This is a genomic window from Rhizobium sophoriradicis (assembly GCF_025200795.1).
GTDB classification, from domain to species: Bacteria; Pseudomonadota; Alphaproteobacteria; order Rhizobiales; family Rhizobiaceae; genus Rhizobium; species Rhizobium sophoriradicis.
The window spans coordinates 2,197,335-2,217,850 of sequence record NZ_CP104152.1; the positions used below are offsets into that span (position 1 = coordinate 2,197,335).

A 20,516-nucleotide genomic window follows, 5' to 3' on the forward strand; every position below is an offset into this window, starting at 1 on the left:
GCATCTGTAATGCCCTGTCTCGTGTTATCATGGGTCGGGTGGGTTGTTACTCTCGCTCGACCAAGATCAAGGATCTGCAAGCCATGTCGACAATGCCTGCAAAAATCATCCACCAATCGATCGAGCGTGACTGGCGCGACGTCTATGAGTTCGCCGGCAAGCCGGAGAATATGCCGCTCTGGGCCTCCGGCCTCGCAAGCGGCCTTGAGCCAAATGGCGCCGACTGGATCGCCCATGGGGCTCTCGGCACTGTCAAGGTGAGCTTCGTGCCCGCCAATGAATTCGGCGTGATCGACCATACGGTGACGATCGAATCCGGTCTCAGGGTCTATAATGCATTGCGCATCGTGCCGAACGGCGATGGTTGCGAGATCATGTTTACGCTGCTGTGTCTGCCCGGCATGACCGACGCGCAGTTTTCCGCCGACGCCGCCCATGTCGAGAAGGACCTCACCATGCTGAAAGCCCTGATGGAGAGATAAATGGCCGATAAGTCAGAAAACCACGACCGCCGCATCGATTATGTCGAGTTCAACGTCGCCGACGTTGCCGCCGCCAAAGCCTTTTACGGCTCGGCCTTCGGCTGGCGTTTCACCGATTACGGTCCGAACTACTGCGAATTCGACGATGGCCGTCTCAAGGGCGGCTTCACCGATTTTGGACCCGTGCGCCCGGGCGGTCCGCTTGTTGTCGTCTACGCCAATGATCTGGAGGAGGTGCTGACGTCGGTCGAAAGAGCCGGCGGCACGATCTGCCGGCCGATCACGGATTTTCCCGGCGGCCGCCGCTTCCATTTCCTTGATAGAGACGGTTATGAGCTCGCCGTCTGGGCGACTGCCTGATCTGATTACTGGCCCATCACGATCAGAGCACCGATCACGGTGCCGCCGCCGTCGCGCAGCGGCGACATGCGACAGCGCACCTGCCGCGACGCGCGGCCGCCGGCCGCCCGCTCATAAGTGTAGTCGATCTGCTTGCCGGCAAAGCAGGCGTCCAGCTTATGTTTAGCGCATCCGGCAAAGCGTTCTTCGCCGATGAATTCGGAAATGTGCCGGCCAATGAGTTCCATCGGCTTCCTGTTGAGATGGGCGCTGTTGGCCGCATTGGAATAGAGATAGCGATAGTCCCTGGTCAGCACCGCTACCCGATCCGGCAGGCTCTCGAGGATCGCTGCATTGAGAAACTGGCCATTGTCGGTGTCGGGTTCATAGGCTGCCGGCGGTTCAATGCGCACATCCTGCGGCGAAGGCACCCTCCAGCCCGGCCCATGAGTGCCGAAATAGCGGTCGAGCAGGTAGGAAAGCACCGTCGTATGTTCTCGGACGCTGGCACTGTCGTCGGCATCTCGGGCGATGAGATGACTGACGAACTGCAATTGCATATACACTTCCAGCAGATTGGCTGCCCGGCATGCCAGAATCGCCTCGACCAGCGGCTCGACATGCCGGTCGAGCGACATGACGCGCTGATCGTCGCCGAGGCGTATGGCTTCCTCTATTTGCGCGTAGCGCAAGGAAAAGGCTCGAAAAAGCTCCAGCAAGACACCTCTCACTCCCATTGTCCCAAGCGGCGTGTCAAATAACCGATGTGGCTCCATTTTACCAAATGCGCCTTACGGTAGACTTTACTCGCGCCCTGGTGGTGACGGGTAACATGAAGTGTACTCGGTTTCAATCTGAGGGCACCTGCCGCTTTTCACCGCTGATAAATGGGGGCTGGACCTTCTTACGCGAGCGTCTTCTTGATCTGCCAGCGGTCGTGATACCAGAGCCACTGCTCCGGATATTCCCGCACCCAACTCTCCACCTTGTCGTTGAGCAGCTGGGCGGCTGCCGGCAGGTCGAGATTGCCTTTCTGGTCGCGCGGCATATCGAGACGCGGTTCGATTTCCAGGCGGTAGCGGTTTCCCGGCAGGCGAATGCAGCGCGCCGGATAGACCTCGCAATCGAACTGGCGCACCAGTTTCGGCAACAGCGGATTGGTCTTGACCTCGCGCCCGAAGAAGGTGCCCTTCAGCCCCTTGCCGAATTTCTGGTCGACAAGCACGCCCACCCCCTGGCCCGCTTCCAGCTGACGCGCGAGCGCGAAGGAGGAACCGGCATGAGAGGGCACCAGCTTGCCCATGCGGGCGCTGCGGAAGTCGAAAACCTTCTTGGCGACGTAAGGGTTGTTCGGCGGCCGGAACAGCACGGTTACCGTCAGCCCGAAGGCAGCACCCGCCACTGGCAGCAGCTCGAAATTGGCGGTATGGCCGGTGAAGACGATGAAGGGGCGCGGATTGTCGCGCAGGTCGAGGAAGATCGGAATGCCCGAGACCTCCACCCTGCCCGGCTCCGATTTTTCAGGATCATAGTCGAACAGCTGGTCGAGGAAGACATATTCGGCCGCAAGCCTTCCCATATTGCCCCAGCTGGCGAGCGCGATCTCCTCGATCTCGGCCTCGCTCTTCTCGGGAAAGGCGTTGCGCAGATTGGTCAGCATCAGCTTATGGCGGCGGGTCCGCCGGCCGAGGCGGCGCATCACCTTATCGGCAAAGCGGATCGCGCCATCGGCCGGAAACAGCTTCAGCAGGTTCAGGAAGCCGAACATCGCCTGTGCCACCAGCCACTGCTGGAAATTCCTGAGCGCCAGGACGATCCGGGTAATGATCAGCTTCACGTGTGCTCAATCCATCTTCAGGATGATCTTGCCGAAGATCTGGCGCGATTCCATCCGCTCTAGCGCCCGGTCGATATCGTCGAAGCCGACTTCGGTATCGATAACGGGATGGACGAGCCCGCGGCCCATCTTCTGCATCGCTTCCGCCATGTTTTCCATGCGGCAGCCGAAGGAGCCGAGAAGCTTCAATTGCTGCTGGAACAGCATCATCAGGTTCATTTCGGTGGAAACGCCTGAAGTCGAGCCGCAGGTGACGAGACGCCCGCCGCGCTTCATGCAGAGCATCGAACCGGCCCAGGTATCCTTGCCCACATGTTCGAAGACGACGTCGACGCCCTTCTTCTTGGTGAGCTTGCGCACGACGCCTTCGAAGCGGTCGGTGCGGTAGTTGATCACGTGATCGGCGCCGAGTGCCTTGGCCTTCTCGATCTTGTCGTCGGAGCCGACAGTGGTGATGACGGTGCAGCCGATCTTCTTGGCAAGCTGGATCGCCGCCGTGCCGATGCCGGAGCCGCCGGCATGGACGAGGATCGTTTCGCCGGGCTCGAGCTTGGCATTGTCGAACAACATGTGCTCGACCGTGCCGAAGGTGACCGGCGCAAGCGCCGCGCCGATCGCGTCAACACCGGGAGGAGCCGGAACGAGCAGGCGCGCCGGCAGATTGACCTTCTCCTGCGCGAAACCGTCGAGATGGAAACCATGCACGCCGGAAACGTGTTCGCAGAGATTGTCGCGGCCTTCGCGGCACGGGCGGCAGAGCCCGCAGGTACGCGCGCCGTAAATCGAGACCAGCTGACCTGGCAGCACGTTGGCGACACCCGGCCCGATCGCTTCGACGACGCCGGAGGCTTCCGCGCCGATGACGAGCGGCATCTTGCGCTTGGCGAATGCCATGCCGCGCCAGCCCCAGACATCGATATGGTTGAGCGCAACCGCCTTGACGCGCAGCGTCACCTCGCCGGCTGCGGGCGCGTCCGGTTCCGGCAGGTCGGTGATCTCCAGCTTGCGGTCGTCGATCAGTTGCAAAGCACGCATGGCAAAACCCCTCGCCTCGAAGGCGTCATCTCGTCTCGAAAATTGTCGGGAACCGCTTAAGCCGGTTCGAGCGCCATGACAAGGCTGGCATTCTGCCCGCCGAAGCCGAAGGAGTTGGAAAGCACGGCCGAAACCTGGGCTTCCCTCTTCTTGTTCGGCACGACATCGAGCACGATCGACGGATCGGGATTGTTGTAGTTGATCGTCGGCGGCAGCGTGCCCGTCAGCATCGTCTGCAGCGAGAACACCGCCTCGACCGCGCCAGCCGCCGTCAGCGTATGGCCGATCATCGACTTGTTCGACGAAACCGGAATGCCGACCAGCCGTTCGCCGAAGACGGCGGACATGGCGCCATATTCCATCTTGTCGTTTTCAGGCGTCGAGGTGCCGTGCGCGTTGATGTAGCCGATGCCGCTCTCGTCGATACCCGCATCGGCAAGGGCCGCGCGGATCGTCGCGATCGCCGGGCCGCCGTCGGGCGAAGACCGGGTACGGTGGAAGCTGTCGGCCTTGTCGCCGGCACCCTTCATGATTCCGAGCACCTTGGCGCCGCGAGCGACCGCCGATTCGAGCGATTCCAGCACCAGCGTCGCAGCACCTTCAGCGATGACAAAGCCGTCGCGATCTTTGCTGAACGGCTTGGAGGCCTTGGTCGGCGGATCGTTCTGCGTCGAAAGAGCCGACAGCAGCGAGAAGCGGATCAACGCTTCGGCGCTGAGCGATCCGTCCGTGGCAACGGTCAGCGCGCGGTCGGTGCGGCCCTGGCGGATTGCCTCGATGCCGAGCTGGATCGCGGTCACGCCGGAAGCACAGGCCGTCGACAAGGTCACGGGAAGGCCGCGCGTGCCGAACCGGTCGGCGAGGCGCTCGGAAATCGCACCGAACAGGGCCGCCTCGTGGAAGGCCGGATCCGGCCGCTGGCGCAGTGCCGTCAGGAAGCGCTCATAGGCATCACCGGGATGGTCGGCAGCCGGCGAACGGTCTGCAAGCTCGAAACGGGCGCTCCATTCGGGCTCGATCGGCGGCGCGGCAAGAAACAGCGGGCCGTTGAAATCGCCTGATAAGCCGGCATCGGCCAGCGCCTCGATGGTCGTCTCGCGCGCAAAGGCGTAGGAGCGCTCGACGGCGTTCGGCACGGGAATCTCGATGAAATCGACCGTGCCGGCGATCCGGGTCGATAGGCCCTCGGTCGGAAAGCGGTTGATCGCGTGGATACCCGAGGTGCCGGAAGAAAGGGCCTCCCAGTTGTCCTTCAGGCCCTGACCCAGCGACGTGATGATGCCCATGCCGGTCACTGCGACGATCGGCCGGCCGAGATGATCCTTGTAAGCGGAATCTGTCATATCTCTCTCCTCACGCCTCTGCGGAAAGAACGGCGACGCCCTCGCCGCGCTGGTGTCCGATTGTCGTTACGACGGCGGCTTTCGTGCCCACCTTCATCGGCGCTTCATGAGCAGCGTCGAAGGGCGGAACCTTGGCCTTGGTATCGATGGCAAGGGCGGCGAGCGCCAGCCCCAGCGGGAAATGCGCCTCGATCGTGTGACCGGAAAGGCCGCCGAAACCGCGGATCGCAGCACCGGGAAGCTGATGTTCCAGCACCGCCTTTTCACGGGCGGCGATTTCATGCATGCCGGTCGAGCCGGAGAAGATCGCCGTCCCCTCTGGCGGCAGCTCGGCGGCAGGCTTCAGCAGCCGCTCCATGCGCACTTCGAAATTGCCACCGCTACGGCTGCCGCGGTCGCCTTCGACGGCGCTGATCGTCGCATAGATATGCGCGCCGCGCTCTTCCGCATGCTTGCGCGATTCCAGTACCAGGAAGGCGCCGGCCGAACCAGTGATCATGCCGCCGCCTTCAAGGCCGGAGCGCGACCAGAGCGGCGCCCATTCGTCGCGCGTATGCGCGCCGATTGCTTCAGTGAGCAGGATCATGTCGGGACGTTCGGCAGCGAAGGCGCCGCCGACAAGCGCATGGGTAGATTCACCCGAACGGATGCGCCAGAACGCCGTCTCGACGGCGGAAACGCCCGAGGCTTCCTCGCCCATGAAGGTGCGCGACGAGCCGGTAACCTTGTGAACGATGGAAATGTTACCGGCCAGCAGGTTGGAAAGCTGCGCCAGGAACAGCGTCGGCCTGAGCTCCGTCGTCAGCTTTTCGTTGAGCAGCAGCTCGCGGTCGTTGCGCTTCAGGCCCTCGTCGACGATCAGCGTATCGACATTGATGTCGCGCTCGCCGCCGCCGGCCGCCACGATCATGTCCATCGTGCCGCAGGCCTCGATATTGTCCTTGAAGCCGGCATCGTCGAGCGCCAGACCCGCGGCGAAGACGCCGATGCGCTGCCAGTTTTCCATCTGGCGCTGGTCGCCGCGCTTGGCAATCTGCTGCGACCAATCGATCTCCGGCAGCGGATGCACCGGATAGGGTTTGAACTTCTCGGTCTCGACGATCGCCTTCGGCGCACTTTCGGCCGAAAGCAGCGCGATATGCGCGTCCTTGCCGACACCCTGACAGGTAACGATGCCGACGCCCGAAATGACGACGTCGTTTGCAGCCTTGCTCATCCAATCACTCCCTGCGCTGCGATCGCTTCGAGAAGCCCGACTTCGCCTGCGCGTTTTTTTACGATATCGCCGAGCGGCACCTCGCTGAAGGGCATGGTGCGCAGTTTCAGCTGCGCATCGCAGACCTTCTTGCCGCCGCTGGTGATCTTGGCCTTGGTGACCGCGAAACCCGAACCGTCATGCTCCAGCACAGCCTCGATATCAAGCACGGCTTCCGGCTCGACAAAGGTGCGCATCTTGGCGCCGTCGACCGACATCAGGAAGGGCATGGCGGCAAAATCCGTGGCGGCAAGCACCAGCATGCCGGAGGCCTGCGCCATGGTCTCGATCAAGAGCACGCCGGGAACGAGCGGCATGCCGGGAAAATGGCCTTCGAAGACGGGGCTTTTGGCCGGCACGAAGGATCGTGCCGCAAGCGTGCCCTTCTTCAGGTCCACCGCTTCGACGCGGTCAATCATCTGGAAATATTCCAGCAGCATTCGGATCCTCCGGCCCGACGGGCAAAATCCGCCCGCCGGTGACGCCTACTTAGGAACGAAACCGCCCGGCCGCCATATCAAGGGCGGCAGGGCGTTCAAAAAAGACTGATATGTCGCTCAGGCCTTGGCTGCTTTGAGCTCGTCGATCTTGGCGCACAGGTTCTTCAGCACGAAATATTCTTCGGTGGAAACCTTGCCCTCATTGACTTCCTGCGTCCACTTTTCGAGCGGAATCTTGATGCCAAATTCCTTGTCGATTGCAAAGACGATGTCGAGGAAATCGAGGCTGTCGATACCGAGGTCGTCGATCGTATGGCTCTCCGGCGTGATCGTGGCGCGGTCGATCTCGCTGGTTTCTGCAATAATGTCGGCAACTTTATCGAATGTAGCGGTCACGCGCTGTACCTCATGAAATGACGATTTAAACCCCCTCATAGGCAAATCCATTTCAAAAGCCAATGCTTTCGTCCGGCCGTTGCGGCAATTTGGCGATGAGGTGTTGCCTAAACAGCAATGGAATGGAGGCATTTACAAGCGCCGAGGCGGAAGGCAATGGCGCATCCCGCCCGCAACACGCGAGACCGAGCCGAATCGAGTCCCGCAGACGCCGCCGCGATGCCGGCCGCAGCCCGCTGCAGCGTTAGGCCCAGCCCGAAAGGTTTGATCTGGATCAAGTCGCGGCCGTGAGAAAATTGATAATCATCAAGGCCGCGCTGAAAGAAATCGGGATAGCCGAGCCCGCATCCTCGGCGTAATCGTGGTGGACATGCCAGGCATGTTGGGGTTTCAAAGGGATCAGTACAATGGACGTCGCACACAGTGAGGTTTTCCATACCGGCACGCCCGTTGCCTGCAGCTCCTGCCAGGCGCGGCACGGCGTCGTCTGCGGCGCCCTGTCAGACCACCAACTGAAGGAACTCGGCCGCCACTCGCTGCGCCGCAAGGTCGATGCCGGCGCGGAAATCATCGCGCAAGGGGCGGAAACTTCTTTCTATTCGAACATCATGCGCGGCGTCGTGAAGCTCTGCAAAGTGATGCCGGATGGTCGCCAGCAGATCGTCGGCCTGCAATTCGCGCCCGATTTCGTCGGCCGGCCCTTCGTACGCGAAAGCACCTTGTCGGCCGAGGCGGCCACTGATGCCGAAATCTGCGTCTTCCCCCGCAACCTGCTGGACCGCATGATAGCGGAGACGCCGGAGCTGCAGCGCAGCCTGCACGATCAGGCGCTGAAGGAGCTGGATGCCGCGCGCGAATGGATGCTGACGCTCGGTCGCCGCACGGCGGAAGAGAAGGTCGCAAGCCTGCTCCATCTCATCGCCACCCATGCCGAGCCGCAGACCGCCATCAGCGCCGCCTTCGACCTGCCGCTGTCGCGCGCCGAAATCGCTGATTTTCTCGGACTGACGATCGAGACCGTGAGCCGGCAGATGACCAGACTGCGCAAGCGGGGTGTCATCGTGATTGAGAACTCCAGACATATCGTCGTTCCTGATATGGATGAGTTGGAGAAAATCAGCGCGTGATGATCACCCGGGTATTGGCGAGACCTGCCTGGCGCGCCAGCGAAAAGAATGCCGCCGCATTGTCGGGATGCAGACGAACGCAGCCATGCGAGGCCGGCCTGCCGAGACGCTTTAGATCAAAGGTGGCGTGAACCGCGTAACCGCCGTTGAAAAATACGGCGTAAGGCATCGGCGCGTTGTCGTACTTGCGGGAGCGGTGATCGCGCGACAGCCACTTGGCGCTCCAGGAACCGGTCGGCGTAACATAACCATTGCGCGCGGTCGAAACCTTCCAGCGATACTTGACGAAGCCGTTCTCGGTGACGGTTATTGTCTGCTTGCCGATGCTGATATTGGCAACCAGCGTTGCTGCCTCAGCCGTAACCGGAGAAAACTGCAGCAATAAACTTGCGGCCGCAGCCGCAAAAATCGTCTTCATGATAACCCCTCTTCGCACCCGCGCAGTTTGATTGCGCCCTCACGACAGAGAGACTACGATGATACTTATTATATAGCTTTAACCCGAATGGTAATCACAATTATAACGAGCGAAAGCATGACCGAAACGCCGCAAGACGGCGGCGCTTGCTCACTGAAGCTTACGCGCCGTCGATGGCCGCTTGAGCTGCTGGTAGGCCTTGTTCATCTTTTCACGAATCGAGGCCATCGTCCCGAGATTATGGCCGCAAGCCGCGCAGGTGATGATATCGGTCTCGCGGATCTCGGGGCGCTCGAATTTCATCTTGGTGCTCTTGCACTTAGGGCACGGGAGTTCAACCTGGACTGTCATCGCTATCTTCCGGTCTGATCGATTTGAGGCGCTTCGCATAAACCTTTGCGGCGGGAGTGTCCACTGGGGTGCCTTACGGCCCATCCTACAAGAAACACAGAAACAACCCGAAGATCAGACCAGTGAACACCATGCAGCTGGCATAAAACACCGACACACCGTCCTCGATATCGCCGGCGGTGGCAACGTCCCGGCCGGCGTTGTTGATCATCGGCTCGGTCACGACCACACCGCCATAGATGCGCGGGCCGGCGAGCTGGACGTTCAGAGCACCGGCCATAGCCGCCTCCGGCCGGCCGGAATTCGGCGAGCGGTGCAGGCCGCCGTCGCGCATCGCCACCCGGATCGCCTCGCGGCAGGGGCTCATGCCGCGCCGGATCCAGGCGCCGGCGGCGATCAAAAGGACGGAGAGCCGCGCGGCCGGCCAGTTGGCGATATCGTCCAGCCGAGCCGCGGCCCAGCCGAAATCGATGTATTTTTCCGACCTGTGGCCGATCATCGAGTCCGCCGTGTTCAGCATCTTGTAAGCCAGCAGGCCCGGCAGCCCGAAGACGGCATACCAGAGGGCCGGTGCCACGACGCCGTCGGAGAAATTTTCTGCAAGGCTTTCGATCGCCGCGCGGCAGACGGCCGGCTCGTCGAGTGTCTCGGGATCGCGCCCGACGATGCGGGAGACGGCGTTCCGGCCACCGGCAAGCCCCTCGCCGCGCAAGGCCATAGCGACGGCCGCGACATGATCGGCAAGGCTCTTTTGCGCCAAGAAGATCGCCACCAGCCCGGCCTCCAGCACGATGCCGGCAAGGCCGAAGAGCGCAAAAAACCGGTCGAACACGAAGCCCGCAGCAATCGAAAGCACAAGCAGCGCCAGGATCGCCGCGACGCCGTTCATCCGGCGCTGGGAGCCCGTAAGGCTTGAGGGATTGAGCTGCTGGTCGGCGTAAGAGATCGCCGCGCCGAGGATGACGACGGGATGCGGCACCCGCGACCACAGCCATTGCGGATCGCCGACGATCCGATCGAGCAGCAGCGCCAGGAGCAGCACGAGGAGGTTTTCGTCGATCGTCATCGCTCAAATCCTTGAAGGGCTGCGCCAAGCCGTCTGTTTGCCGCCGGATCGGGCGTCAACCCGAAACGCAGCCAATCCGGCGCATAATCGAACTTGCGGACGAGAATATGATGCCGGCAAAGATGCGTGTAAATGTCGCTCGCCCGGCTATCGGCAACAAGCGTGAACAACGCAGTTCCTCCCCTGATCCGCAACCCGGCAGCGCTCAGCGCCGCCTGCAGCGCGGCGCTGCGTTCATCGAGAGAGCGGCGGATCGCAGCCACGTCCGAACCGAACAGCGAGGCGGCAAGCGACAGCGCCGGGCCGGAGACCGCCCAGGGGCCAAGCCAGTCCTCGATACGCGCGAGAATATCCTCGCGCGCGATTGCAAAACCGAGCCGCAGGCCGGCAAGCCCGAAGAACTTGCCGAACGAACGAAAGATTATCAGATTGGAAAGCTCTGGCGCGCGGGCTGCGAGGCTGAGCGCTGGATCCGTATCCCCGAAAGCCTCATCGACAACAAGCAGCCCGTCTGCCGATTTCATCCTGTCGTGCAGGGCCGCCAACGCTTCGGCCGGCCATGTCCGCCCGTCCGGATTGTTCGGATTGACGACGACCGCAAGCCTGTACTGGCCGCCGATCGCAGCGATATCGTTGACCGCGTCGACGGCAAAACCGGCCGAGGCGAAGGCGCGCGCATATTCGCCATAAGTCGGCGACACCACGGCAATCCTATTGTCCGCCACGGCGACTTTGTCGTCCGTCGCGGCGACCCTGTCGTCCGTCACACCGAGCTGGCGTCCCTGTCGAAGCAGGCGCGGCAGAAGCTGAATCACCGATTGCGTGCCGGGCACCGGCAGCGGCAGTATCGCGCCGCTGCCATAATAATCCCGCGCCGCCCGCCTCGCCTCATCGACCAGATAGCTGTCCGGCAGACGGTGCCAGGCCCTTGTGGGGATCTCCGGCAGAGCGAGCGGGCACGGATTGATGCCGGTGGAAAGGTCGAGCCAGTCCTGCGGCCTGCCGCCAAAGGCGGCGGCTGCGGCGGTGATGCCGCCGCCGTGGGCGATCGGCGCGCTCATCCGGCCGCTTTCGCAAGATCGATCAGATGCATGTAGGAGCCCGCCACCTGGCCGCGCCGGAGCCCGACCGCACCGAGATCAGTGCCGAGTGCATCTTGCGCGGTAAACAGCCGGTTTCCCTCCCCCTCGGAGACGACTGTTGAATAGTGGAATTCATGCGCCGTCATCGTCCGAGCGAAGAAGGCGCCGTCAAGCGGCGTCACACGACGATAGCCGAGATGGCGCCGGCGCTTGGCATAGCTGGTGACAACAGGCAGCAGCCCGAGCATTTCGTGGCGCCTGCCCTCAGCATCGATCAGCCCATCGCCCAACACCATGTAGCCGCCGCACTCACCGTAGATCCGGATGCCGCGCGCCGCCGCATCGAGCATGCCGGCGCGGAAATTCTGCGCTTGGGAAAGCCGCCCGGCATGCAGCTCGGGATAACCGCCCGGCAGATAGATCGCATCGGCATCTGCGGCCGGCGCCTCGTCGGCAAGCGGCGAGAAAAAGGAGATATCCGCGCCGCGCCGCCGCCATCCGAGCAGCATATGCTGATAGGAAAAGGCGAAGGCGACATCGCGCGCCACGGCGACCCGGGCGCCGATCGGCATCAGTCGATCGATATTGGCCGCCGACGGCCGGTTGAGGCCCTGCCTTGCGGTGCGCAGCAGGAATTCGAAATTGCACTCCTCGGAAACGGCGTCCGCCGCATGGTCGATGAAATGCTCGAGGGTGGCATGTTCGCCGGCCTGGACGAGGCCGAGATGGCGTTCCGGCAAGGCCAGCGCCTTGTCGCTGCCGATCACCGCTATAACAGGCATGCGAATCGCTTCGAGCGCCTGACGCAGCATCGCCTCGTGCCGCTCGCTGCCAACCTTGTTGAGGATGACGCCGGCGACGCGGACATCGGCGCGGAAACCGGCAAAACCTGATACCAGCGGCGCTACCGACTGCGACATGCGCGAGGCATCGACGACGAGCACGACTGAAAGCCCGAGCTGGGCGGCAAGATCGGCCGCCGTCCCCTTCCCGTCAGCCGCACCGTCGAACAGCCCCATCATCGCCTCGATCACGAGAATACGGTCACCGGAACGATGCAGCGTGGCATTGGCCAAGATCAGCTCTGGTCGCATCGCCCAGGGGTCGAAATTCAGGCAGGGCGTGCCGTTTGCCGCCGCATGGAAGGCGGGATCGATGTAATCGGGTCCGGCCTTCCCCGGCGCGACCGCCACGCCGCGCCGGCGAAGCGCCCTCAGCAGCCCAAGCGTTACCGTCGTCTTGCCGGCGCCGGAGGAAGGGGCTGCAATCAGGAGGCCGCTCATGCCGTCACCTTGCCGGACCGGCCAAAAGGATCAGGTTGCAGCCGCCTGCCCGCAAGGGCGCCGAGCCAGTCGAGCGATGCCCGCAGCCGCACCACTTCACCGACCACGACGATCGCCGGCGGCTCGAGCCCGGAGGCGGCCACGGCATCGGTCGCTTCGCCGAGCGTCGTCTCCAGCACCTGCTGCGAGCCGGTCGCCGCATTGCAGACGAAAGCGACGGGCTCGGACGCTGGGCGGCCCGACGCGATCAGATTGGCGCTGATTTGGCCGATATGCTTCATCGCCATATACATCACGATGACGGGAGAACCCTTCCCGATCGCTTCCCAATTGATGGCATCGGGCACGATGCCAGAGGAATCATGGCCAGTGAGAAAGGTCACGGCATGATTGATCTCCCGATGGGTCACCGGAATGCCGGCATAAGCAAGCCCGCCGATGCCAGCGGTAATGCCCGGCACGATGCGGAAGGGGATGTTGTGCTCGACCAGCGTCAGCGCCTCTTCCCCGCCCCGCCCGAAGACGAAGGGATCGCCGCCCTTCAACCGCAGCACCCGCTTGCCGGCGCGCGCCAGCTCCACCAGCCGGAGCGAAATATCCCGCTGCTTGGCGGAGGGTTTGCCGCCGCGCTTTCCGGCATATTCCAATTCCGCGCCCGGCCGTGCGAGCTTCAGACAGTCCTCGTTGACCAGCGCATCGTGCACAACCACATCCGCCTCCGCCAATCCCTTGGCGGCAAGCAGCGTCAACAGCCCGGAATCGCCGGGACCGGCCCCAACGAGCCAGACGCTGCCCGGCTCCAACGCCGGCAAATGTGAAAGTGGATTAATCAACATTTTGTTGATCTAGGCCCAGTGAAGAGCAAGGTCAACGCCGCCTGCGCCATCTCACTTGAAGTTGCTGAGTTGACGATGATTCACTTTGCGAGGAGGCGGATTCGAATGCTCGAAAAATCCGGGCAACCGCATGAATATTTATCACAAATAACACTTCGCTCTCTGTTTTGCGTCATCCTCGGCCCTGTGCCGAGGATCAGCTTCCCTAACAAACGGAGGCAGATGCTCGGGACAAGCCAGGACAAGCCCGAGCATGACGAAAGCGGTGTTGGCGGGCCGGGCCAGCAGTCTGCACCGGCCTGCCGGCTGTTCAGGCCCGAAGCAGTGTATCGCGGATCAGATCGATCACCTTTTCAGACTCGATACCCGTAGCGACGATCTGGCTCGGCAGGCCGTCCCAGTCGCCCGGCGGGAAACGGCGGCCGTCCGGTTTGATCACCGTCTGGCCATCGGCAATGCCGCCGCAGACGACGCGCACCGAACCGGTGATGGTGGTGAAAAGCTCAGGCGCCACGAGGTAAACGGCGGCGCAGCTGTCATGCACCATCATGCCGTCATCGACCGCATGGCTGTAGAAATCGATGTAATGCTGCGACAGCCCGTCAAGCAGCTTCACCGCCGCGTCGCCCTTGGCCGCCATTGCGCCGAGATAGCTGCGGCTCATCGTGGTGATCGAGGTGACGTCGAGGCCGATGACGACCACCTTCCACGGCGCCGTCATGACGATGTCTGCCGCCTCCGGATCGCCGTGAATATTGGCTTCGGCGACCGGCGAGACATTGCCCGGCACATAGAAATTGCCGCCCATGATGACAACGTCCTTCACCAGGCCGGCAATCTCGGGGTCTTCCTTCAGCGCCATCGCCAGATTGGTCATCCGGCCGACGGCCACCAGCCTGACCTCGCCGGGATTAGCCCGTACCGTGTCGATGATGAAGCGGTGCGCCGGCCGGGGATCGAGCGGCAAGTCGATCGTGTGCGGCACCTCGATATTGCCGAGGCCGTTGTCCCCATGCACCATGGCCGGCCATTCCCGCTCGGCGCGCGCCGCATCGATGGTCACGCTCGCGCCCTTGGCGACGGGTGCCTGAATATCCCACTCGCGCTTGAGGAAAAGCGCATTGCGCGTCGTCGTCTCGACCGAGGCATTGCCGAAAACGGTGGTGATGCCGATCACATCGATCTCGGGATGGCGGTGCAGGAAAAGAAGCGCCATGGCGTCGTCAACGCCCGGGTCAGTGTCATAAATGACCTTGTGCATGATTGTCCTCTAGACATGAATCGCTGAGCTGCCGGTTGGCGCCGCGAGTTGCCGCCAACATAACGTCCGTCAGGCTTTCTGCAACCCGATGCGGGCAATCGCCGCTGTCGCATGCGCCGATTTGATCTTGCCGAGCACCAGTTCGGCATCCGCGCCGATCGCCGCAAGTGCCGCTGATTCCGCCACGCCATGGCAGCCGACGCGGGCAAAGACGATGGCGGAGGGATTTTTGAGCCGTGGCGTTTCCTGCTCCAGCCGCAGTGCATCGAAGAAAACGGCAGGCACGGCAAAATGCGCCGCAACGGCAAGGATCGCCGCTTCTTGCCCGCGGCTGTCGATGGAAGCGACGGCCGCAAGCTCCGACTCGCGGATGCCGGCCGCTTGCAACGCCGCGATGGCAAGCGCCAGCACCTGCGCAGGTGACGTCCCGCGCTCGCAGCCGAGCCCAAGCACATGTTGCTTCGCCCTATCGAAAGAAATGTCACTCATGGAAGCCGTCGAATGCACCGTCGCTGTGTCCTCGCAGCCATTGCAGCTCGGCGGGGGAAATGCAACAAGACCGGCTGAACGCTCTTCTGGAATAGCCTCTTGCCTGACATCGCCCTCCATCTGCTGCTGCTGCTCTGTGCGGCTGCCTTCTTCGCCGGTTTCGTCGATGCCATAGCCGGCGGCGGCGGCCTGATCACCGTCCCCGCCATGCTGATCGCGGGCATTCCGCCGCTACAGACGCTCGGCACCAACAAGGTGCAGTCGATCTTCGGCTCCGCCTCAGCAACGCTCGCCTATGCCCGCAACGGCCATGTGCAGTTGCACGAACAGCTGCCCATGGCGCTGATGGCCGTGGTGGGTGGGGCGATCGGGGCTGCCCTTGCCACCATCGTGCCCGGACAGGTGCTGCAGGCGATCATGCCGGTGCTGCTCCTGGCGATCGCGATATTCTTTGCCGTCAAACCGAACCTCAACGATCTCGACAAACACCGGATCATCACGCCTTTCGTCTTCGGCCTGACCTTGGTGCCGGCCATCGGCTTTTATGACGGCGTCTTCGGTCCCGGCACCGGTTCCTTCTTCATGCTCGCCTTCGTCACCCTCGCCGGCTTCGGCGTGCTGAAGGCCACCGCCCATACCAAGCTTCTCAATTTCGGCTCGAATCTCGGCGCGCTGGTCGTTTTTGCGAGCTTCGGCGCCATCCTCTGGAAGATCGGCCTGCTGATGGGCATCTGCCAGTTCCTCGGCGCCCAGCTTGGCTCACGGCTCGCCATGCGTATCGGCGCGAAGCTCATCAAGCCGCTGCTCGTCATCGTCTGCGTCGCTCTCGCGGTAAAGCTGCTTGCCGACCCGGCAAATCCGCTGCGTGTCTGGCTCGGCGTCTAACCGCCGAGCCATCTCCAGACGCATCAGAATTCTACGCCCGCCTGGCCCTTGATGCCGGAGCGGAACGGATGTTTGACGAGTTCCATCTCGGTTACAAGATCGGCGATCTCGATCAATTCATCCTTGGCGTTGCGGCCGGTCAGCACGACGTGCGTCATGGCCGGCTTCTCGCTTTTCAGGAAGGCAACGACGTCATTGATGTCGAGATAGCCGTAACGGAGCGCGATGTTGATCTCGTCGAGCAGCACCATCGAATTGCGCTCGTCGCGGATTAGCGCCTTGGCCTTTTCCCAGGCGGCCGAGGCGGCTGCAACGTCGCGGGCACGATCCTGCGTTTCCCAGGTGAAACCTTCGCCCATCGTATGAAACTGGCAGAGGTCGGAGAAATGCTTCTCGATCAGATCGCGCTCGCCTGTCCACATCGCACCCTTGATGAATTGCACGATGGCCGAAGGCTTGCCGTGGGCGATATGGCGGAAGATCATGCCGAAGGCGGCCGATGATTTGCCCTTGCCCTTGCCGGTATGGACGATGATAAGCCCCTTGCCGCCCGTCTTTGTCGCCATGATCTTGTCGCGCGCAGCCTTCTTCTTCGCCATCTTCTCGGCATGGCGCGCATTGTCCTTGGCGGCTTCATTTTCCGGGGTTTCGTCGTTCATCGGTGCACCTCATTCAGTTGCGTGGCGGCCAGGTCAAACCGGGCCGAATTGCTGCGCGGCGTCCAGAGCTCGCGGTCGATCGCCTCGCGCAGCCGCTTCTTCATCTCGTCGAATGCCGCAGGGTTCTTCTCGACCATGAAATCGCGCACGGCGGGATCTGCGACGAAAGCCTGATAGACCGCTTCGAAATGGTGCGCGCCGACCGCCCCCGTCGTCGCCGCGAAGGCGAAGAGATAGTCGACGGTGGCGGCGATTTCCGCCGCTCCCTTGTAGCCGTGGCGCATGACGCCGGATATCCATTTCGGATTGACCACGCGCCCGCGCACCACCCGGCCGATCTCTTCCTCCAGCGAACGGATCACTGGCCGCTCGGCTCTCGAATGATCGTTATGATAGATTGCCGGACGCGCCCCGGCGAGCTGTCCGGCCGCCGCCGCCATGCCACCCTCGAACTGGTAATAGTCGTCGCTGTCGAGCAGGTCATGCTCGCGGTTGTCCTGATTCTGAATGACGGCTTGCACAGATCGTAGCCGCTCCTCGAACAAGCCGCGTTCGGCCTTGCCCTCCTCGCCGGCGCCATAGGCATAACTTCCCCAGACGAGATAGGCTTCGGCAAGATCGGCACGCCGCTCCCAGCCCTTTTCGTCGATCAGCGCCTGCAACCCGGCGCCGTAAGCGCCGGGTTTCGAGCCGAAAACCCGATAACCCGCCCGCCGTTTCGCCGAGGCGGCATCGAGACCGGCGGCCGCAAGCTTTGCCGCTTCGCCGCGCATGCGCGCTGCTACCGGATTGTCGGCATCGTCCTCTTCGAGCGCGCCGACGGCGCGAACCGCCTTGTCGAACAACGCAATCTGCTCGGGAAAAGCGTCGCGAAAGAAGCCGGAAATTCTCAGCGTCACGTCAACGCGAGGCCGCCCAAGCACCGCCTGCGGGATGATCTCATAGCCGGAGACCCGCCGCGAGCTCATATCCCAGAGCGGCTTGACGCCGATCAGCGCCAGCGCCTGGGCGATATCGTCGCCGCCGGTGCGCATGTTCGACGTGCCCCAGGCCGTCAGACCGAAGGAAACGGGCCATTCTCCATGATCCTGCACATAGCGGCGGATTAGCAGTTCTGCCGATTTCCTGCCGAGTTCATAAGCCGCCGGCGTCGGCACGGCGCGGCTGTCGACCGAGTAAAAATTGCGGCCAGTCGGCAGCACATCGGGCCGCCCGCGTGTCGGCGCGCCGGAGGGACCGGGGGCCACGAAATGGCCGTCGAGGCCGGCAAGCAGGCCTGAGATCTCCGCCGGGCCGCAGGCAAGGATCGAGGGCTTGAGACGGGTCTCGACCTCGGAGAGCACCGCCTGCGTCGCCGTCCATTCCGCAGGACAGGCAATCTCGCCGGAGACGAGCTTGGCCGCCAGCAGTTCGATGCGCTCGACGGTGTCTCCGCTGGTCCGCCAGGGGGCATCCATAATGTCGGCGAGAATCTGAGGGCGTGGGCCGGTCCAGGAAGCGGCCATGTCGCAGTCGAGTGGGTCAAAAGAAGACCCCTCCCCAACCCCTCCCCACAGGTGGGAGGGGCTTACCGTCGCACTTGCGGCAACCTCTCCGACCAAAGCTGATGGTGGGACGGCGCGCCCAGCAAGCCCCTCCCCCTTGTGGGGAGGGGTTGGGGCGGGGTTTTGAAGCACATCCCCAGCAATCGCCCGCTGCAAACTCGCATCCCCACCCTCGCCCAGCCCGCGCGGCACTCGTGCCAGTGCCACGGTCAGATCCGTCAGCAGCCGCCCTTCCGGCGACACCCCGAACACATGCAGCCCGTCGCGGATCTGCATTTCCTTGAGGTCGCAGAGATAAGCGTCGAGCTTCTTCAGCGCCTCGCCTTCGCTTTCGCCGCTGATTATGCCGGCATCCCGGTCGAGGCCGATATCGGTGACAAGATCGAGGATCTGCCGGCTGAGCAGGCGGATGCGGCGGGGATCGCCGCCGGAGGCCTCGTAATATTCGTCGACAAGCGCTTCCAGATCTTTCAGCGGCCCATAGCTCTCGGCGCGCGTCAAAGGCGGCGTCAGGTGATCGATGATAACGGCGGTAGCCCGCCGTTTGGCCTGTGTGCCCTCGCCCGGATCGTTGACGATGAAGGGATAAAGATGCGGCAGCGGTCCGAGGATGGCCTCGGGATAACAGTTCTCCGACAGCGCCAGCGCCTTGCCCGGCAGCCATTCGAGATTGCCGTGTTTGCCCATGTGGATGACGGCGTCGGCGCCAAATTCGCGGCGCAGGAAAGCGTAGAAGGCAAGATAACCGTGCGGCGGCACGAGGTCCGGCGAATGGTAGCTTTCCTTCGGATCGATGTTATAGCCGCGCGCCGGCTGAATGCCGACGAGGACGCCGCCGAAGCGGGCGAAAGGCAGAGCGAAGACGCCCTCGCGAAAATACGGATCTTTCTCGGGATCGCCCCAGCGAGCCCTCACCTCATCCTGAATCTGATTGGGAAGAGACGCCAGGAAGCTGTTGTAACGACTCAGGGATAACGTCTCGCGGATCACTCGGCCGTCATGCCCTGAATTGGTCGGCCCCTGCATCAGATGCCTGATCAGCGCGTCGCCGTCGGCCGGAATATCGGCGGCTGAATAACCCGCTGCTTTCATCGCCCGCAGCACCTCAATGCTGCCGGCCGGCGTATCCAGACCAACCCCGTTGCCGAGCCGGCCGTCGCGATTCGGATAATTCGCCATGACAAGGGCGATGCGCCGGTCACGCGCCGGTGTGGCGCGCAGCCGCGCCCAATTGGCGGCGAGTTCCGCCGTATAGCGCACCCGACCGGCGTCCGGTTCGCTGGCGACGATGTTGGTCTCGACCGCCGCATCGTAACGCGCCGCCGTCTTGAAGGAGACCGCCCGCGCCAGCACCCGACCGTCGACCTCGGGCAGCGCCACGTTCATGCCGAGATCGCGCGCAGACAGGCCTTGCGAGGAGGCCGCCCATGCTTCCCGCGACGAGGCCGACAGGATCGCCTGCAGCACGACCGCGCCATTCGCCTCCAGCACCGTCGGCTGCCGATCGGCGCCGGGTGCCGAGACCGCAAAACCGGTCGTGTTGATCACGACCTCGGGTTTCAGCGCCGAAAATACGCTTTCGAGAATGCCTGTGGAGACAGGATCCTTGAGGCTGTAGGCAAATACCGGCAGCGGCCGAAGACCAAGTGCCCGCAAGGCTTCGATCAGCGCTTCTACTGGTTTGGTTTCGCCGCTCTGCACAAGCGCGCGGTAGAAGCTGATGGCGACGACGGGGGATGTTGTGGGTTCGAGTTCCACCTTCTCCGTCCCACGCTCGGCGGCCGAAGGTGGCGCAACATGCGAACCGGCAACCCGCCGCCATTCCTCCACCCCGATCAGCCCCCGTCCCGGCCACCAGATGCCGGCCTTCATCAAAGGCACCGCCGGCGCCGGCTTCTGCGCGCCCGACAGCATCGCACCGGCATAATCGAGAAAGGCGCGTGCATTGGCATCGCCGCCCTCGATCAGATAGGTCCAGAGGGCATTGAGATCATCGAGCCCGATGTTGGAAAACGGAGTCAGCCCCGCATCCCGCCTGGCGTCACCCGGCAGCACTGCAACCAGCGCGCCGCTGCGGGCCGCACAAGCATGCAGCGCCTCCAGCGCATAGTGGAAATAGCTGGCGCCGCCCAGCGCGCGCACGATGATGAGCTTGGCGTGCCGCGCCGTGCGCTCGACATAGGTATCGACCGACATCGGATGCTTGAGGCTCATCAGGCTGGCGAGCCGCAGCGAATGCGGCCCACCGCAGGCGCGATGGGCGGCCGCGATCGCCGCCAGCTCGCTGTCGGCCGCCGACAGGAACAGGATCTCGCCCGGGGTCTGCCCGAGGTCGATCGCCTCCTCGCCGTCGCTGATCGTTCCCTGCTGGGCCAGAAGCAGATGCAT

General features: G+C 63.1%; 21 protein-coding genes. 4 read left to right on the top strand and 17 right to left on the bottom strand.

Translation table 11 applies throughout. The features are described 5' to 3' along the window. The first annotated feature begins 83 nt into the window (after positions 1-83). Entirely contained in the window at positions 84-482 is a 399-nt protein-coding gene (locus N2597_RS11010; protein ID WP_183599352.1) for an SRPBCC family protein, read from the top strand. Beyond that, positions 483-842 carry a VOC family protein gene (locus N2597_RS11015; RefSeq protein ID WP_183599350.1) on the top strand — a complete coding sequence of 120 codons (360 nt, stop codon included), beginning with the start codon at positions 483-485 and terminating at the stop codon, positions 840-842. Positions 843-847: 5 nt separating this feature from the next. On the opposite strand, the gene N2597_RS11020 is transcribed toward N2597_RS11015, so the two are convergent. The 7 genes from N2597_RS11020 to N2597_RS11050 form a co-directional block, all read right to left on the bottom strand. Next, positions 848-1,540: a PAS domain-containing protein gene (locus N2597_RS11020; protein WP_183599368.1), complete on the bottom strand. Its 693-nt coding sequence runs from the start codon at positions 1,538-1,540 to the stop codon at positions 848-850. A 185-nt stretch (positions 1,541-1,725) separates the two neighbouring features. Beyond that, complete coding sequence (locus N2597_RS11025; protein ID WP_009990509.1) at positions 1,726-2,658, bottom strand: lipid A biosynthesis lauroyl acyltransferase; 933 nt, start codon at positions 2,656-2,658, stop codon at positions 1,726-1,728. 6 nt (positions 2,659-2,664) lie between these two features. Next, positions 2,665-3,693 (bottom strand): zinc-binding dehydrogenase, encoded by a 1,029-nt coding sequence (locus tag N2597_RS11030; RefSeq protein ID WP_096761880.1) that lies wholly within the window; start codon positions 3,691-3,693, stop codon positions 2,665-2,667. A gap of 56 nt (positions 3,694-3,749) precedes the next feature. Further along, entirely contained in the window at positions 3,750-5,036 is a 1,287-nt protein-coding gene (locus N2597_RS11035) for a beta-ketoacyl-ACP synthase (RefSeq protein ID WP_096761881.1), read from the bottom strand. 10 nt (positions 5,037-5,046) lie between these two features. Continuing rightward, positions 5,047-6,252 carry a beta-ketoacyl-ACP synthase gene (locus tag N2597_RS11040; RefSeq protein ID WP_096761882.1) on the bottom strand — a complete coding sequence of 402 codons (1,206 nt, stop codon included), beginning with the start codon at positions 6,250-6,252 and terminating at the stop codon, positions 5,047-5,049. Then, complete coding sequence (locus N2597_RS11045) at positions 6,249-6,731, bottom strand: 3-hydroxyacyl-ACP dehydratase FabZ family protein (RefSeq protein ID WP_183599348.1); 483 nt, start codon at positions 6,729-6,731, stop codon at positions 6,249-6,251. Before N2597_RS11045 ends, N2597_RS11040 begins: the two co-directional genes overlap by 4 nt. 117 nt (positions 6,732-6,848) lie before the next feature. Next, positions 6,849-7,127, bottom strand: a complete 279-nt coding sequence (locus N2597_RS11050; RefSeq protein WP_003540486.1) for an acyl carrier protein — start codon at positions 7,125-7,127, stop codon at positions 6,849-6,851. 407 nt (positions 7,128-7,534) lie between these two features. On the opposite strand from N2597_RS11050, the gene N2597_RS11055 reads away from it, so the two are divergent. Beyond that, positions 7,535-8,254, top strand: coding sequence for a Crp/Fnr family transcriptional regulator (locus N2597_RS11055; protein ID WP_096761883.1), 720 nt, complete (start codon positions 7,535-7,537; stop codon positions 8,252-8,254). Here the strand turns inward: N2597_RS11055 and N2597_RS11060 are convergent. From N2597_RS11060 to N2597_RS11095, 8 genes are all read right to left on the bottom strand, one after another. Further along, positions 8,244-8,672, bottom strand: coding sequence for a L,D-transpeptidase (locus tag N2597_RS11060; protein WP_183599346.1), 429 nt, complete (start codon positions 8,670-8,672; stop codon positions 8,244-8,246). The two genes, N2597_RS11055 and N2597_RS11060, sit on opposite strands and share 11 nt — an antisense overlap. A 150-nt stretch (positions 8,673-8,822) precedes the next feature. Beyond that, entirely contained in the window at positions 8,823-9,023 is a 201-nt protein-coding gene (locus tag N2597_RS11065; RefSeq protein ID WP_183599344.1) for an ECs_2282 family putative zinc-binding protein, read from the bottom strand. Between the two features lie 85 nt (positions 9,024-9,108). Beyond that, positions 9,109-10,089, bottom strand: coding sequence for an adenosylcobinamide-phosphate synthase CbiB (gene cbiB / locus N2597_RS11070; RefSeq protein WP_183599342.1), 981 nt, complete (start codon positions 10,087-10,089; stop codon positions 9,109-9,111). Further along, positions 10,086-11,150 (bottom strand): threonine-phosphate decarboxylase, encoded by a 1,065-nt coding sequence (locus tag N2597_RS11075; protein ID WP_096761885.1) that lies wholly within the window; start codon positions 11,148-11,150, stop codon positions 10,086-10,088. The genes cbiB and N2597_RS11075 overlap by 4 nt, the downstream gene beginning before the upstream one ends. Next, positions 11,147-12,454 carry a cobyrinic acid a,c-diamide synthase CobB gene (locus N2597_RS11080; RefSeq protein WP_183599340.1) on the bottom strand — a complete coding sequence of 436 codons (1,308 nt, stop codon included), beginning with the start codon at positions 12,452-12,454 and terminating at the stop codon, positions 11,147-11,149. Before N2597_RS11080 ends, N2597_RS11075 begins: the two co-directional genes overlap by 4 nt. Beyond that, positions 12,451-13,290, bottom strand: a complete 840-nt coding sequence (cobA, locus tag N2597_RS11085) for a uroporphyrinogen-III C-methyltransferase (RefSeq protein WP_183599338.1) — start codon at positions 13,288-13,290, stop codon at positions 12,451-12,453. Before cobA ends, N2597_RS11080 begins: the two co-directional genes overlap by 4 nt. A 310-nt stretch (positions 13,291-13,600) precedes the next feature. Beyond that, positions 13,601-14,551, bottom strand: a complete 951-nt coding sequence (locus N2597_RS11090) for a nucleoside hydrolase (protein WP_183599336.1) — start codon at positions 14,549-14,551, stop codon at positions 13,601-13,603. Between the two features lie 69 nt (positions 14,552-14,620). Next, complete coding sequence (locus N2597_RS11095; RefSeq protein WP_183599334.1) at positions 14,621-15,040, bottom strand: cobalamin biosynthesis protein; 420 nt, start codon at positions 15,038-15,040, stop codon at positions 14,621-14,623. A 99-nt stretch (positions 15,041-15,139) separates the two neighbouring features. On the opposite strand from N2597_RS11095, the gene N2597_RS11100 reads away from it, so the two are divergent. Beyond that, positions 15,140-15,925: a TSUP family transporter gene (locus N2597_RS11100; RefSeq protein ID WP_183599332.1), complete on the top strand. Its 786-nt coding sequence runs from the start codon at positions 15,140-15,142 to the stop codon at positions 15,923-15,925. Positions 15,926-15,948: 23 nt separating this feature from the next. Here the strand turns inward: N2597_RS11100 and cobO are convergent, their stop codons facing one another. Both cobO and cobN read right to left on the bottom strand, forming a co-directional pair. Next, on the bottom strand, positions 15,949-16,584 hold the full coding sequence (gene cobO, locus N2597_RS11105) for a cob(I)yrinic acid a,c-diamide adenosyltransferase (protein ID WP_183599330.1): 636 nt from the start codon (positions 16,582-16,584) through the stop codon (positions 15,949-15,951). After that, positions 16,581-20,516 (bottom strand): cobaltochelatase subunit CobN, encoded by a 3,936-nt coding sequence (gene cobN, locus N2597_RS11110; RefSeq protein WP_183599328.1) that lies wholly within the window; start codon positions 20,514-20,516, stop codon positions 16,581-16,583. The genes cobO and cobN overlap by 4 nt, the downstream gene beginning before the upstream one ends.

Bases quoted from the DNA above. Each gene is read 5' to 3' on its own strand.
- N2597_RS11010 (WP_183599352.1), top strand. From the start codon at position 84: ATGTCGACAATGCCTGCAAAAATCATCCACCAATCGATCGAGCGTGAC.
- N2597_RS11015 (WP_183599350.1), top strand. From the start codon at position 483: ATGGCCGATAAGTCAGAAAACCACGACCGCCGCATCGATTATGTCGAG.
- N2597_RS11030 (WP_096761880.1), bottom strand. From the start codon at position 3,693: ATGCGTGCTTTGCAACTGATCGACGACCGCAAGCTGGAGATCACCGAC.
- N2597_RS11035 (WP_096761881.1), bottom strand. From the start codon at position 5,036: ATGACAGATTCCGCTTACAAGGATCATCTCGGCCGGCCGATCGTCGCA.
- N2597_RS11040 (WP_096761882.1), bottom strand. From the start codon at position 6,252: ATGAGCAAGGCTGCAAACGACGTCGTCATTTCGGGCGTCGGCATCGTT.
- N2597_RS11045 (WP_183599348.1), bottom strand. From the start codon at position 6,731: ATGCTGCTGGAATATTTCCAGATGATTGACCGCGTCGAAGCGGTGGAC.
- N2597_RS11055 (WP_096761883.1), top strand. From the start codon at position 7,535: ATGGACGTCGCACACAGTGAGGTTTTCCATACCGGCACGCCCGTTGCC.
- N2597_RS11060 (WP_183599346.1), bottom strand. From the start codon at position 8,672: ATGAAGACGATTTTTGCGGCTGCGGCCGCAAGTTTATTGCTGCAGTTT.
- N2597_RS11065 (WP_183599344.1), bottom strand. From the start codon at position 9,023: ATGACAGTCCAGGTTGAACTCCCGTGCCCTAAGTGCAAGAGCACCAAG.
- cbiB (WP_183599342.1), bottom strand. From the start codon at position 10,089: ATGACGATCGACGAAAACCTCCTCGTGCTGCTCCTGGCGCTGCTGCTC.
- N2597_RS11075 (WP_096761885.1), bottom strand. From the start codon at position 11,150: ATGAGCGCGCCGATCGCCCACGGCGGCGGCATCACCGCCGCAGCCGCC.
- N2597_RS11080 (WP_183599340.1), bottom strand. From the start codon at position 12,454: ATGAGCGGCCTCCTGATTGCAGCCCCTTCCTCCGGCGCCGGCAAGACG.
- cobA (WP_183599338.1), bottom strand. From the start codon at position 13,290: ATGTTGATTAATCCACTTTCACATTTGCCGGCGTTGGAGCCGGGCAGC.
- N2597_RS11090 (WP_183599336.1), bottom strand. From the start codon at position 14,551: ATGCACAAGGTCATTTATGACACTGACCCGGGCGTTGACGACGCCATG.
- N2597_RS11095 (WP_183599334.1), bottom strand. From the start codon at position 15,040: ATGAGTGACATTTCTTTCGATAGGGCGAAGCAACATGTGCTTGGGCTC.
- cobO (WP_183599330.1), bottom strand. From the start codon at position 16,584: ATGAACGACGAAACCCCGGAAAATGAAGCCGCCAAGGACAATGCGCGC.
- cobN (WP_183599328.1), bottom strand. From the start codon at position 20,516: ATGCATCTGCTTCTGGCCCAGCAGGGAACGATCAGCGACGGCGAGGAG.